The 13522-nt window shown below is 58.7% G+C and carries 13 protein-coding genes; all 13 read right to left on the reverse strand.

Going from position 1 to position 13522, the window contains the following annotated elements; genetic code table 11:
* Positions 1-777, reverse strand: a complete 777-nt coding sequence (locus tag ACOYW0_RS00390) for a hypothetical protein (protein ID WP_180141123.1) — start codon at positions 775-777, stop codon at positions 1-3.
* 6 nt (positions 778-783) lie between these two features.
* Complete coding sequence (gene eutM, locus ACOYW0_RS00395) at positions 784-1068, reverse strand: ethanolamine utilization microcompartment protein EutM (RefSeq protein WP_092210417.1); 285 nt, start codon at positions 1066-1068, stop codon at positions 784-786.
* A gap of 146 nt (positions 1069-1214) precedes the next feature.
* Positions 1215-2657: an acetaldehyde dehydrogenase (acetylating) gene (locus tag ACOYW0_RS00400; RefSeq protein ID WP_180141121.1), complete on the reverse strand. Its 1443-nt coding sequence runs from the start codon at positions 2655-2657 to the stop codon at positions 1215-1217.
* A 14-nt stretch (positions 2658-2671) separates the two neighbouring features.
* Positions 2672-3280 carry a BMC domain-containing protein gene (locus ACOYW0_RS00405; RefSeq protein ID WP_180141119.1) on the reverse strand — a complete coding sequence of 203 codons (609 nt, stop codon included), beginning with the start codon at positions 3278-3280 and terminating at the stop codon, positions 2672-2674.
* Between the two features lie 15 nt (positions 3281-3295).
* Positions 3296-3949, reverse strand: a complete 654-nt coding sequence (gene eutL, locus ACOYW0_RS00410; RefSeq protein WP_092210414.1) for an ethanolamine utilization microcompartment protein EutL — start codon at positions 3947-3949, stop codon at positions 3296-3298.
* 23 nt (positions 3950-3972) lie between these two features.
* Positions 3973-4845 (reverse strand): ethanolamine ammonia-lyase subunit EutC, encoded by an 873-nt coding sequence (gene eutC, locus ACOYW0_RS00415; RefSeq protein ID WP_482416631.1) that lies wholly within the window; start codon positions 4843-4845, stop codon positions 3973-3975.
* Between the two features lie 14 nt (positions 4846-4859).
* Positions 4860-6224 (reverse strand): ethanolamine ammonia-lyase subunit EutB, encoded by a 1365-nt coding sequence (locus ACOYW0_RS00420; RefSeq protein ID WP_180141115.1) that lies wholly within the window; start codon positions 6222-6224, stop codon positions 4860-4862.
* 544 nt (positions 6225-6768) lie between these two features.
* Complete coding sequence (gene eat, locus ACOYW0_RS00425; protein ID WP_482416632.1) at positions 6769-8229, reverse strand: ethanolamine permease; 1461 nt, start codon at positions 8227-8229, stop codon at positions 6769-6771.
* A gap of 173 nt (positions 8230-8402) precedes the next feature.
* On the reverse strand, positions 8403-9833 hold the full coding sequence (gene eutA / locus ACOYW0_RS00430; protein WP_482416633.1) for an ethanolamine ammonia-lyase reactivating factor EutA: 1431 nt from the start codon (positions 9831-9833) through the stop codon (positions 8403-8405).
* 191 nt (positions 9834-10024) lie between these two features.
* Positions 10025-11488 carry a sensor histidine kinase gene (locus tag ACOYW0_RS00435; RefSeq protein WP_482416634.1) on the reverse strand — a complete coding sequence of 488 codons (1464 nt, stop codon included), beginning with the start codon at positions 11486-11488 and terminating at the stop codon, positions 10025-10027.
* A gap of 29 nt (positions 11489-11517) precedes the next feature.
* Positions 11518-12087, reverse strand: coding sequence for an ANTAR domain-containing response regulator (locus ACOYW0_RS00440; RefSeq protein WP_482416635.1), 570 nt, complete (start codon positions 12085-12087; stop codon positions 11518-11520).
* 65 nt (positions 12088-12152) lie between these two features.
* Positions 12153-12593: a EutP/PduV family microcompartment system protein gene (locus ACOYW0_RS00445; RefSeq protein ID WP_482416636.1), complete on the reverse strand. Its 441-nt coding sequence runs from the start codon at positions 12591-12593 to the stop codon at positions 12153-12155.
* 3 nt (positions 12594-12596) lie between these two features.
* Positions 12597-12956, reverse strand: coding sequence for a BMC domain-containing protein (locus ACOYW0_RS00450; protein WP_281374493.1), 360 nt, complete (start codon positions 12954-12956; stop codon positions 12597-12599).
* Positions 12957-13522: the final 566 nt, after the last annotated feature.

Here is a 13522-nt window from a genome sequence, read left to right on the forward strand (position 1 = left end):
CTACGTGTACATGCCGCCTTTGTCTTTGAGCATCATGATGTAAACGGCGCTGCTCATTCGGTTCAGTGCCTGGACCACATCGGGCTTGTCCAGGTGAAAGGTCTCTTTCAGCGCACTGACGGCCGATACTTCCATTTCCCGAATCTGGGCTCGCAGGCGGTTGAGCCTCAGAATCATCTCCCCCATGTCGTATGAAGGGAGCAGGTGCCCTACCCCGAAGTATTTTTTCGGGTTGTGGGAGTGGGCCCGGAGTTCCGCATCGGTCAAGCCGATGATGGGCTTGTCCGGGATGGGGGTGTCCAGGACATCGCGACGCATGATGTCGCGGGTCCACTCGAGGAGCTCTGCGAGATCCTCCACCAATGCCTTTTTCCCGGCATCATGGGCTTTGGCCTGCAGCAGGAGAATCTCCCCCTGGCAGGTGTCGAGGCGACCCCTGAAGACAATCCGGGGGTGGTCCTTGGGGACCAGCCGGTTGCCCGTGAGCTGGGTCATGTGCTCGGGCTTTGTCTCGAACTGACCGCCGTCCACGGCCGATACGTATCGGGGACCGGCCGCTTTGGGTTCTTCTGTCTTCCCTTCCGCCTCTGTTTTCTTCGGGGCGGCCCCGGGCTGTGAAGGGCTTGGCTCTTCAGCGCCCCTGACGACCTTGACCCCCTTCTCACCGAGAAGCTGGGATGCGGAGGGGGTCAGGATCTGACCCTCCTCCAGCCTGAAAGTCTCAGGAACGTCCTTTCTGAAGAGATCTCTCAGATAGGATTCCGATATGACTTTCATGGCTTATTATCCTTCGATCTTGGGAAGGATCAGTTCAACCTCGCCGTGGGGACGGGGAATGACGTGTACGCTGATGAGCTCGCCCACGCGGTCGGCGGCTGCGGCACCGGCGTCGGTGGCTGCCTTGACAGCGCCCACGTCACCACGAACCATGACGGTGACGAGACCGGCACCCACCTGGCTGCGGCCGATGAGGGTAACGTTGGCAGCCTTTACCATGGCATCTGCTGCTTCTACTGCGCCTACAAGACCTCGGGTTTCGATCATTCCAAGAGCGTTCTGTGAACTCATGTTGTTTTCTCCTCGTGTTATCATATGAAAATCGTTCGTTTTAAAAACCTGCCACTGAGCAAAGCAATTTGCTTGCCAGCGTCCTTGGGAAACCGGCCGGAAGCGGCAGGTTTCAAAAACCCCGCAAGGGGTGTGTCACGCCGTAATTAAACGGTGCCGCTCATCTTCTTGAGCTGCTCCATGATCATGTTGGTCACCGCCTGCACGTCGATGCTTTCAGCAGGGGCAGAGCAGCTGGTGGTGGCTGCGTCGTCCAGGCCGTAAGCCATGCGACGGATGTTGAAGAGCTGCTGGGGTCCAACGTTCTCGGAGGTGGCGCTGCCGCCCACGGTCCCGCACCCGAGGGTAAGGGAAGGAGCCATGTTGGTGGAGATGCCCACGGCGCCCTGGGTGGTGGGGGTGTTGACCAGGCAACGGGAAACGGGCTTTTTCAGGGCGAACTCACGGATCACGGTCTCGTTGTTGGAGTGGATGCCGATGGAGTGACCCATGCCGCCGTTCTGGAGGAGCTTGAAGCAGAGCTCGCAGGCTTCCTGCCAGTCGTTGACCACGTAGAAACCGAGCAGAGCGGTGAGCTTCTCCTTGGAGAAGGGGAATTTGGGTCCCACACCGGGCTCGTCGCAGAGCAGCATGGTGGTGCCTGCGGGGATGTCGATACCTGCAACCTTTGCAATGTCCGCTGCGCAGCGACCTACGATGGCGGGGTTCATGGAACCGTTGGCACGCTCCATGACGGCCTTGACCTTGACGAGATTCTCCCCTTCCAGGAAGAAACCGCCCTGGGCGATGACGCTGGCCTTGACCTTGTCGGCGATGCAGGCTTCGGTGACGATGGACTGCTCGGAGGCGCACACGGTGCCGTTGTCAAAGGTCTTGGAGGAGAGGATCTTCTGCACGGCCACGTCCACATCGGCGCTGCGCTCGATGAAGGCGGGCACGTTGCCGGAGCCCACGCCCAGGGCGGGGGTACCGGAGCTGTAAGCCGCCTTGACCATGGCGTTGCCGCCGGTGGCCAGGATCATGTCGGTGATCTTCATGAGCTCATCGGTGCCCTGCATGGTGGGAACGCTGATGACGCCCACGAGGTCCTCGGGGAAGTCCATGGCCTTGAGGACGCCGCGGATCATGTTCACGGTGGCCGAGATACACTTCACCGCGGTGGGGTGAGGGGAAAACACGATGCCGTTCCCGCTCATCAGGGCGATGATGGACTTGTAGAGCGTGGTGCTCGTGGGGTTGGTGGAGGGAATGAGACCGGCGATGACGCCCATGGGAGCGGCAATTTCAACGATCTTCTTCTCCTTGTCCTCGTTGATGATACCGATGGTTTTGGTGCCTCGGTAGTAGCTGACCAGTTTTTCGGAAGCGAGGATGTTCTTCTGTTTCTTGTCCTGCCACTTGCCGTAGCCGGTCTCTTCGCTGGCCATCTTGGCCAGCTCTTCAGCCATCTCGGAGCCCACCTTGGCAATGGCCTCAATCAGAGCGTCCACACGCTCCTGACCAGCCTGGGGGAGCGTGGGCTGTGCAGCGCGTGCCGCACGGACCAGGGCTCGAGTTTCCTGAATTGAGAGCAAATCCTTATCTACCATCTTCACGTCCTCTCTTACTTCTCTAATGTCTTCATGTATTGCACAAACGCCTCAAGAAGATCTTTCTTCTTGGCATACTTGATCTCCCCCCTCGCAATGGAAAAGGAGGGAAGCTGCCGGGCGAGGCGCCTCAGTTTGGTCACTTTCATTTTTTTCAGGTCCGCCATGTCGAATCCCGGTGCATCGTCCGCATCGGGAGCCGGTGCCGCTTCCTTCGCCTCGGAAGCTTCCCGGACAGGCTCGGCAACCTGGACAGGGCCGTCGCCTGGCTCCGCCCCAGGGCGGGCGGTGGGCTCAGACGGGGCATTGCAGGGGGCCTTGGGCTCGGGAACACACTTGGGGCGTTTTCCCTCTTCGATCAAGATGCCTTCAAGGCCTTCGGCGGTCCGGGCGATGACGGTCACGGAGAGAACCTCACCCAGGCGGGCAGCCGCCGTGCTGCCGGCATCAACAGATGCCTTGACGGCGGACACATCGCCTTTCATCAGGATGGAGACCAGGCCCCCGCCCACCGCCTGGGAGCCCATGATGGTGACATCGGCGGTCTTCACCGCCACGTCACCGGCCTCCACGGCGGGAACGAGTCCCACGGTCTCAATGATTCCTAATGCCTTGCCGTTCATAAGGACCTCCCGTGATTAGTATTTCAGGGGATTGTCGGCCACATGGATCACGGCGTCGGCAAAGGCGTCACAGGCTGCCTTGCAGGCAGACTGGCTCCCGGTGAGCAGGCCCCCGCCGAAGTTGGTCTCTGAAGGGGGACCGAAAAATTCCACCATCTCCACGTCGGCTGCCTTCAGGGCCGCATCCAGGGCGTAGATCGCCTCGATGGGAGGGGCGATGAGATACGCCATGGCCTCGCCTTCGGGGATGCCGCCCAGGTCGGACAGAAAAGAGCCGGTGCGGGAAACGCAGTGGGCGTAATAGGGGATGGAGTCGTCATCGTTGGCGCTGTAGAAACAGGCGTCGTTTTCGATGAACTCGATGGCCGCGTTGACACCGCTCTTGACCTCGGCCGGGTTGGGCCCGGAGAGGATACCGATGAATTCACCGGCGAGCTTGGTGCTGGCGTTATCGGCCCCACCATAAAAACTCTTGGCGTAAGCCACCTTGACGTCGGCCTTTTTGGTGGCTTCATCAATGGCGGTGTATCCCACGTCATCGCAGTCGGTGGTGATCATGCCGATGCTTCGGTGCCCCTCGGGGAGCTCCAGGCGTTTGATCATGTCCGAATCCACGTTGGGGATCATCTTGACGCTCAAAACGGTCGTGCGAAGTGCATCACCTTTCATGTGTTCGTGTCTCCTTGGTCTTCCTAAATTTGAAGATCGATGCCGCTTGCTTTCTGCTCGAGCATCTTTTTAACGATATCCGCAATCTGTGCACCGGCCTCAACGGCGGGGGTCCCGCCCTTGTGGATGTTGGAGATAATGGTGCGCTTGGATTCGGAGATCCCTTCGCGGCACTGGTACACCATGTAGGCGCTCATGGACTCGCCGGTGGCCAGGCCAGGACGCTCGCCAACGAGGGCGACGGTTACCTGGGGCTGGGTCACTTCGGAGGCGCTGTCCATGGAGGGCACGCGGGCGTATCGGACGAAAAAGGGCGTTCCCGCTTCGATGCCGAGGTTCTTCAGGCCCTGGAGGGCCGCTGCCATGGTGTCCTTGGCGTTGGTCTCGATGGCGGTGGAGCTCAGGCCGTCGATGACCACAAACTGAACCGTGGGGTTCATCTTGCACTCGGCCTTGGCCTTGGCGATGCTCTCGTCATCGAGCTTGCGCCCCAGGTCCGGACGGGTGAGGTACTCGTCTTTGTCGGCACACTGGGTTTTCAGCTCCAGCAGGCCCCAGTCCTTGATGAACTCGGAGCAGACGTTGTTGAAGACCGCGTCCTGGGCCACGGCGTGGTCGGCGCGGAAGCGAAGCGAGCTTCCGGTGAGGTACCGGGCCCCTGTGCGCCAGATCCCGATACGGGCCGGGGTGGTGGCCTTCATCTTGAGGTAGGCCTCGCGGTTGTTGGGCTCGGGAACCAGAAGCTGCTTGCGAAGGTCGACAGCGGCCAGGTCCTCGCCCACTTCGCAGGAGGCTGCGGCACGAGGCTCGTCTGAAGCAGCCGGAGCCGCATCAGCGCTGTCCATGGTGGTCAGCACCTCGGCGATGATATTTTTAAGTGTGTTTTCTGAAATCACGTCGATCCTCCCTGCTATCGAATGAAAAGGGACGCGTCGCCTGCGCGGCGGGTCATTTTACCGTTTTCCATGAGGCCCATCTTCTCGAGCCAGGCTTCGAACTCGGGAACAGGACGCAGGCCCATAATCTCACGCAGGGCGGGGGTCTCGTGGTAGCCGGGGCACTGATACATAAGCATGATATCGTCGCCCTGGGGTACGGAGATGAGGTAGTTCACGCCCGCTGCGCAGAGGAGCATGCCGAGGTTTTCGATGTCGTTCTGGTCGGCCTTCATGTGGTTGGTGTAGCAGGCGTCCACACCCATGGAGATGCCGGAGAGCTTGCCCATGAAGTGGTCTTCAAGGCCTGCACGGGTCACCTGCTTGGCGTCGTAGAGGTACTCGGGACCGATGAACCCGACCACGGTGTTGACCATGAAGGGGTTGTAGTGACGTGCAAAACCGTAGCAACGGGCTTCCATGGTGAGCTGGTCCACGCCGTGGTGGGCGTCGGAGGAGAGCTCGGAGCCCTGGCCGGTTTCAAAGTACATGACGTTGGGACCTACGGAGGTGCCCTCTTTCAGCATCAGGTCGTGGGCTTCGGAGAGAAGCGCGGCGGAGACACCGAAGTCTTCGTTGCCCTTCTGGGAGCCTGCGATGGACTGGAAGATCATGTCGCAGGGGGCGCCTTTACGGATGGCGTCCATCTGGGTGGTGACGTGTGCCAGCACGCAGTTCTGGGTGGGGATCTCATACTCATCCATGATCTCGCGGAACATGGTGAGGATGTTCAGGCAGGAATCCGTGGTGTCGTTCACCGGGTTCAGGCCAATCACCGCGTCACCGGAACCGTAGGAGAGGCCCTCCAGGGTGGAGATGCGGATTCCGTCGGGATCGTCGGTGGTGTGGTTGGGCTGAAGGCGCCAGGCCAGGGTGCCGGGCATACCGATGGTGGTGTTGCACTTGGCGGTGACGGTGATCTTCTTGGCGCCGTATACCAGGTCCATGTTGCTCATGAGCTTGGTGACGGCCGAGATCATCTCAGAGGTCAGGCCGCGGGAGGCACGGAGCAGGTCAGCACCGGTGGTCTCGCTTGCAAGGATCCACTCGCGAAGCTCGGCCACGGTCCAGTTTTTCATGGCGCCGTAGATCTTCTCGTTGAGGTCGTCCTGGATGATCCGGGTAACTTCGTCCTCTTCGTAGGGCACCGCGGGATTGTTTCGGATATCTGCCAGGGTGATATTGCTCAGGACCTCTTTGGCGGCGACCATCTCCGTGACGGAAGCAGCGGCAAGGCCGGCAAGGCGGTCACCGGACTTCTCCTCATTGGCCTTGGCCATGACATCATAGAGATCCTTGAACTCATAGACGGCCCCGAAAAGGGTTGTTTTCAATCTCATGTGTACGTCCTTATCTTAAGTAGAGTAAAACGCTGCGTCTTTATTTCCTGCGCACGCCTCAACCAATGACGAGTGCACAGAGTGCGGGATCATGCCTGACGGACATGGAAGTCTCCCATGAGCAGGGTGTTTCGTTGGAGTAAGGAAACAAGGCACACACCTCTTCCGGTAATGCGGCCAAAGTCATCGGGCAAATTGGAGTTTGCAGGCCCCACCCGTTCAAGGTCGGCCTGTTCCCTTACATGACGCAGAAACGGCAAAACACCTGCGCTGCATGGCGCTTCATCAGCCCGGCGCATCTTGTGATGCTGCGGGTCGCCTGCGTGTCGAGTCGCCATTGAGTCGAACGCGTGCGCTCCTTCCGAGCTCGGCGGAGGCGCGGACATGGGTCCGTCCTTCCACCGTGGTGCACTTCTCCCGAACGCCTTTGTAAGGGAATCCGCTTTGGGCGCCCCCGCCTGGGGCAGGGGCGCCATGTCATCATATGTTGCTTCATCGGTCGGCCCCGGCTGTGACAAACCAGGGCCGACCGATGATGTAAAACCTAGTTCAAATCGTCTTCGGACGGGTCGTAGTCGATGAGGTGGTGCCGACTGTAGACCAGGTAGTAGATGATCAGCAGCACGAAGACGAGGGCTGCGATCATGGTCATCTTGGCGTTGGCCAGGTAGCAGGCCACAAAAGCGAAACAGCCGAGGACCGTGCTGACGCCGGAGGTGATCCTGCCGCCCGGGGTTCTGTAGGGACGGTAGAGATCGGGTTCCTTGACGCGCAGCACATAGTGGGATGCCGTCATCATGATGTAGGAGATGGAGGCACCGAACACCGCCACCACCAGCAGGCTGTCGCCGTCCACCACAAGGGAAAGGGCAAAGCCGATGGACCCGATGACGATGAGCGAGACATACGGGGTCTTGCGCGTCCCGGTGAGGGACAAAAACGTGGGCAGCATGCCCGCACGGCTCATGGCAAAAAACTGCCGGGACGCGCCGTAGATGAGCGAGAAGAAGCTGGCCACAAGCCCGGCCAAGCCCACCACGTTGATCATGCGGCTGACAAAGGTCGGCCCGCCGTACGCGTTGGGAGACTGGATGGCCCCGATGAGGGGGTCTGCCGCGTCACGGATCAGGAAAGCCGAGGAGCCGCCGGGCCCGAAAAAGAGAATCAGGGCGGCAAAGATCAGAAGCGTGGTCATGGAGACGATAATGGCTTTCGGCATATCCTTGGTGGGATCCTCGCACTCTTCAGCTGCCAGGGGCACCCCTTCCACGCCGAGGAAGAACCACATCCCGAAGGGAAGCGCCGCCCACACACCGAGCCAGCCGTTGGGCAGAAAGGTGGTGGCACCTGCCACATCGGCAGCGGGCTTCATGTCAAAGAGGTTGGCCATGTTGAAATGGGGGATCATCGAGACGATGAAGGCCACAAGGGCTGCCACGGCGATGACGGTGACCACCATGATCAGGGTCAGGGCCTCGCCCACACCGTAAAGGTGCACACCCACAAAAATGCCGTAAAAAAGGGCCTTGGTCATCCAGGTGCCGCCCAGCAGCATGGAGACCCCTCCCTGCATGGCCTCGGGGACCATCCCAAGAAGAGAGCCTCCGGCTCCGAAGAGCGAGCCGCAGTACCCGGCAATGAAACATGCAATGGCCGCAGGGGCGATGGCGTATTCCAAAAGAATGGCCGTGCCTGTGATGTAGCCGCCCAGGGGACCGAAGGCCCGCTTGGCAAACTCAGACCCACCGCCCGCAGAGGGCATGATGGTTGCCAGCTCGGCCTCGGAGAGAACCATGCTGGTGTACATGACCGCCATGAGGACCGTGGCGATGAGAAGACCGCCCCACCCTGCTTTTTCGATACCAAAGTTCCACCCGGCGAAGTCACCGGAAATTACGTACGCGACGCCCAGAAAGGAGAGAAGGACCCAACCGGCCGCTCCTTTTTTCAATTCCCTCTGCGCGTAATAATCGTCTTGAACTTTTACAGCACTCTTGCCTGACATAACGCCTCCTTGAAAAACAGTATTCTTGAAAAAATCATCTCGTCGACTTCATCAATAAAACCGTCCGCTCTGTCTCGTCTCTTCTATCGCCCTCCTTGTCTCGTTTGACGGGGCGGTTTGCCCGGCATAGGGCTCACCGCCTCCGGATGATTCCTGTGGGTTGCGTCGCCGTGTTAGTAGCTGAACAACAGTGTCTTGACGATGACGGGGACCACGTTGCCCCCGGCAAGCTTGCGACCGATGTCGATGTAGTCTCCGTTTTCCACCTTCACCGTATCGATGCAAATCACTTCCTTGCGGTCCCCCAGCTTCACCTGGAGGGTCTGGCCCAGGGCCTTGGCCAGGTCGTTTTCCACCACCACGGTGAGGGGAGCCTCCTCCTGAAGCACCGCGTCCATGCCTTCCAAGATGCTCTCGGCAAGGCAGTGGATCTCCTGGAACCCGATGTCCCTGGGGCCTTTGAAGGCCAGGGCGGGCATCTGCTTCTCCCCTTCCTGGAGCCTGAACCAGGCCACCTTGTCCCGGATGATCGCGCCCCAGGACTCGAAGGGAAGGGCCTCGTCCTCACGTGAAAGCTTCAGCACCGGGATGTTCTGGATGGGAAGGGTGGAACAGCTCACAGAGATGGTGCTTCCGCTGATATCCGTGGTATGGGAACCGGCCCCCACCACCGTGGCGCCGATGGTCTCGGCCGGGATAAGCACGGGGATCTTTTTGCCGATGAGAGAGTGCGCGATGGCCTGGCCCAGCAGAAGGCCGATGTCCCCGTATAAAAAGGAGTCGCAGGTGATCTCGTCTTTCAGGCAGTCGGCCACGCCCCCTGAGATGGTCACGTAATCGATGGTGTAGTCCCGGCGCAGGTCCTTGTCCGTGCAGATGAGGGCCAGATCGTCCGTGGGGGGCCGGATGCCCACCACCTCTTCCAGGAGTTCGCTCATGCGGATGACGATCTTGGTGAGAAAGCCGCGGTCCACGGGCTGTCCCACGGCAATGGGCACATGGTTGGCCTCTGCAAGTTTTTGCATCTTCTCGGAGATGTAGGCGATCTTACCGCCGTCCACCTTGATGAGCCGACCGCCGATGTCCAGGCAGCTGGTGTCGATGACCTCCCCGTTGTCGAAGACGGCGATGTTGGTGGTACCCCCGCCGATATCGAGGTTGGCCACCACGGCCCCCCGCTTCTTGGATTCACCCGAGGCGTTGGCCCCCTTGCCTGCGATGATGCCCTCAAGGGCAGGCCCTGCCGTGGCCACCACAAACTCTCCGGCAAAATGGGAGAGGGCTTTTTGAACCTCGGCGGCGTTCTCTTTACGGGCGGTCTCTCCGGTGATGATGACGGCTCCGGTCTGGACCTGCTCGGGGACGACCCCGGCCTTTTCATACTCGTGCTTGACGATGAGGCGCACCTTCTCCCCATCGATTTCGGTGTTTGACTTCAGGGGGGTAAAGTGGATATCACTTCTGTAGACCACCTCTTTGTCGGCAATGGTGATACGGGGGACGGATATCATGGAGGCTGTATTTTCAATGGTAATCCGGCTGAAAACCAACTGTGTGGTGGAGGTACCGATGTCGATACCGACGCTTAAGATGCTCTCTTTCATGAATAAACTCCGTCCTTTTCTACGATACTGACCCGTTCCTGCGGTCCTGAAACAAAAAAAGCCTGAAGATCTCCGCACCACATCCGCGGGTTCTCCAGGCTTCATCGCCTTTAAGGCGCCCCCACCCCATTGTGGAGGCTTCAACTTGTATGCTCGTCGGGTTGTGCCGGTCTTACCGGCCCCGTTTATGTTCAGCTGGTTTGCGGAATCGAGGGATACTCCGGTCGTTCCTGGCTGGTGGCCTCATCCAGGGGAAAATCAAAGAGCACCTTGGTTCCCCCCTCACCCGATTCCGTGGTGAGGGTCCCGTGGAGCTTGTCTTTCACAATGCTGTTGACGATCCGTGTCCCAAGGGCCCCTTCCCGGACCTGGCCCAGGTCAAAACCCACCCCGTCATCGGTGATGATGATGTTTCCGTAGGTGGACGCCTTGCAGATCTCCACACAGATAGACCCCTTTTCCCGGCCCTTGAAGGCGTGCTTCAGGCTGTTCTGGATCACCTCGTTGGCCACCAGGGCGATGGAGGTTGCCGTGTCGGAGTTGCACATGAAGGTGTCCCCCTGAATAAGGATCCGCACCTCCTTGCCGCCCACCACCGAGTAGTCCACGATACTGCTCTTGATGCGCTGGAGCATGGTAAGGAGGTCCACGTCATCCACGCCGTTCTGGGCGAGGATCTCGTGGGTGGCCGCGATGCTCAGCACGCGGCTGATGCTCTCGCTGAAAGCGGTCTTTGCCGAGACGTTGTCCACCCGGCGGGATTGCAGCCGAAGCAAACTTGCGATGGTCTGCAGGTTGTTTTTCACCCGGTGGTGAATCTCCCGGATGGCCACGGATTTAAGGATCAGCTCCTTTTCCTTGGCTTTGGCGTCCGTCTCATCCCTCATCAGCATCACCACACCGGAAACCTTGAAATCCCGGCTCTTCATAACAGCATACTTCAGGTTCAACACCAGGCTGCCAACCTTGACCTCATTGTGGCTCAGCTGCCTTTTTTCAAGGACATCCTGAAAGACCACCTGGTCCAGGGCCATGTTGGAAAAATGGATCCCTTCCAGCTTGTCCAGATACCCCAGCTTCCGATAGATGGTCTCGGCAACGGGGTTGACGTAGGTGGAGATCCCGGTTTCGTTGAACATCACGATGCCGTCGCTGTCGTGGTACGGCAGGTTGTGATCCCGGTGACGCGACGTCATCAGGGCTTCCATGAGCTGCTCGGTGGTGCGGGAGAGGACCGAAATGTTGTTCTTGGTCTTCACATGATCGGTGATGTCCTTTTCCGCAATAAGCACCCCGATGACGCGGCCTTCGTCGTTCTTGATGGGCGAGACGTTCTGGCGGACGTTCTTGTTCTCCTGGGTCACGGCCCACATGTCGGAGGTGGGCATCCCCACATCCATGGTCCTTAAGACCGCGGGTTCCTTGCTGCGGTAGGCAAGCTCCCCCACAACCGAGCCTTTGTAGAGGGACTCCTGGCTGTTGGGCTTGGCCTGGGCCACCACCACGGCCTCGTCCGGGTCGCGCGTGATGCAGTCGATAAAGATATCGGCACCCGTGCAGTCGGCGATCATGCCGAGGTTCTCCGCCACGGACTTCAGCTTGGCGATGTCCTTGGCGGTGAGGTCGTTGTGTTTGCGGCAAAGTTCTTCGATCATGTGAATTCCCATCGATTTCCGTCCACCGGTCAACCGTTCAGAACGATGACCTTGGCGATCTCCTTCATGGAGCACCGCTTGTCCATGCTCAGCTTACGGATTCGGTTGTAAGCGACATCTTCGCTGATGTTGTAGGTTTTCATCAGGATGCCCTTGGCGCGTTCCACCATCTTGCGGCCTTCGAGCTGGCCCTGGGCCTTCTGCATGTCGCTTTCCATCTTGGCGATCTCGGCGCCCTTGGCCACGGCAATTTCCACCATGGGCAGCAGGGACTCTTCTTTCACGGGCTTAACCACATACCCCATGACGCCGACATCCTTGGCCTGCTCCACAAACTCTTTGCCGCTGTAGGCCGTCAACAGGAGAATCCCCCCTGCGGTGCTTTCATCCCGGATCATCCGGGACGCCTTGAGGCCATCCAAAAGCGGCATTTTGATGTCCATCAACACCAGATCCGGTTTGTGCTTGCGGCACATCTCCACGGCATCGAAGCCGTCGGACGCTTCACCCACCACTTCGTAGCCGGCCCCTTCGAGAATTTCCCGAATGTCCATGCGTGTAATGGGCTCGTCATCCGCTATGACAATTCTGTACCCCATGCTTTCTAAACTCCTGCGTGTCTCGTGTGCTGCCGTAAACTCAAAAAAAAAGAGATGCCCTTAAATCAGGCCAGCAGCTCCTGCAATTTATCAAGGCCGACGTTCGTCTTTGAACTGGACCGGATAATCTCTTTGACCCCGGCGTTTGCCAGGAATCGTTCCGCCCTCTCCACGTTGCACCCCTCGACATCTACCTTGGTCACGATACCGATGACCTTTCGGGTGAAGATGGAAGAAAACTGCGGCGGAAACAGGCTGCTGATCCGCGTGGCGTCCTGCACCATGGCCACCACATCGCAATCTGCCGATGAGGTGATCAGGGCGGGATAAAAACGCCTGTTTTCAAGAAACTCCCCGGGGGTGTCAATGAACCGACCGCAGAACTCCACGGCCTGGGTCTTCTTCGATGAAAAGCCTTCGCCGGAGAGCACCTGAATCAAGGTGGTCTTCCCCACCCCGGACTCCCCGATGAGCATCATCTTTTTCTGTTTCGTTTCATCTGCCATGGATCAGGACCTTGTCATTTCAACGGAGGCGTAATGCAGCACCTCGTCAAAGTAATCAAGGACCCCTTTCAGGGCCGACTCCACGCTGGCCACATCCCCCACCAGAACCAGGGAACCGCCGAACCGGTCGAGAAAACCGATCTCAACCCCGGCAGCCTTGGTGGCGATGTCTGCGGCAATGATCACCCCTTCGCTCGGCGTAATGGTCAGGATCCCGATGGCGTCTCCCGCCTCGTCGTCCAGCCCGAGCTTCATGTAAATGCTTTTGTGGGGGCTGGCAATCACATGAGCAAGGGTAACCTGCTTACCCGGCACATATTCTTGAATGACCCGTTGCTTCTGTTCGCTTGCGTCAACTATCACTTCATCCCCCAAAAACAAAAAAAGCCTGTAACGGGAATCTGAAACTTCCAACCCCGATACAAGCATCATCGCTGACATTACACGCCGTTGTGTAACAAAATAAGTTGCTTAGTGCGTACCATAACCACATAAATATTGACAAGCCTTTTTTTCAACACAGACGTCTCGCCTTGATGTCCAACCCTTAAGAAGAATCAAACACCATAGGTGTACAAGCCTGAATTTACGTACCATTTCCCCGACACAACCATTAACTAACCCGTGACAGGGCCGTATGTATTTCAGCAAAAAAAATCAGCCACACCCCCCATGGGACAACCCGCGGGCTGCCGAGGCCATCCGATGTGACATCAGGGAGTTAGCCAATAATAGGTATAAGCAATTCACATGCCAACAGTTCACTGTATTTTCTTTTTTTGCCACACGGGTCAGATATGTTCCCGATAGGTATACACCAATCAGCCTCGCACAACAAAAAAAGGCCGCGCACGTTTTCGTGCGCGGCCTTTCATGGCCTTACAGTGCCGTGTCCGGAATTTGCGAACAGATGTTACGCCATGGCGAGA

This window comes from Desulfoluna sp. HI9BLuna (assembly GCF_056829775.1).

Bases quoted from the DNA above. Each gene is read 5' to 3' on its own strand.
- ACOYW0_RS00390 (WP_180141123.1), bottom strand. From the start codon at position 777: ATGAAAGTCATATCGGAATCCTATCTGAGAGATCTCTTCAGAAAGGAC.
- eutM (WP_092210417.1), bottom strand. From the start codon at position 1,068: ATGAGTTCACAGAACGCTCTTGGAATGATCGAAACCCGAGGTCTTGTA.
- ACOYW0_RS00400 (WP_180141121.1), bottom strand. From the start codon at position 2,657: ATGGTAGATAAGGATTTGCTCTCAATTCAGGAAACTCGAGCCCTGGTC.
- ACOYW0_RS00405 (WP_180141119.1), bottom strand. From the start codon at position 3,280: ATGAACGGCAAGGCATTAGGAATCATTGAGACCGTGGGACTCGTTCCC.
- eutL (WP_092210414.1), bottom strand. From the start codon at position 3,949: ATGAAAGGTGATGCACTTCGCACGACCGTTTTGAGCGTCAAGATGATC.
- ACOYW0_RS00420 (WP_180141115.1), bottom strand. From the start codon at position 6,224: ATGAGATTGAAAACAACCCTTTTCGGGGCCGTCTATGAGTTCAAGGAT.
- eat (WP_482416632.1), bottom strand. From the start codon at position 8,229: ATGTCAGGCAAGAGTGCTGTAAAAGTTCAAGACGATTATTACGCGCAG.
- eutA (WP_482416633.1), bottom strand. From the start codon at position 9,833: ATGAAAGAGAGCATCTTAAGCGTCGGTATCGACATCGGTACCTCCACC.
- ACOYW0_RS00435 (WP_482416634.1), bottom strand. From the start codon at position 11,488: ATGATCGAAGAACTTTGCCGCAAACACAACGACCTCACCGCCAAGGAC.
- ACOYW0_RS00440 (WP_482416635.1), bottom strand. From the start codon at position 12,087: ATGGGGTACAGAATTGTCATAGCGGATGACGAGCCCATTACACGCATG.
- ACOYW0_RS00445 (WP_482416636.1), bottom strand. From the start codon at position 12,593: ATGGCAGATGAAACGAAACAGAAAAAGATGATGCTCATCGGGGAGTCC.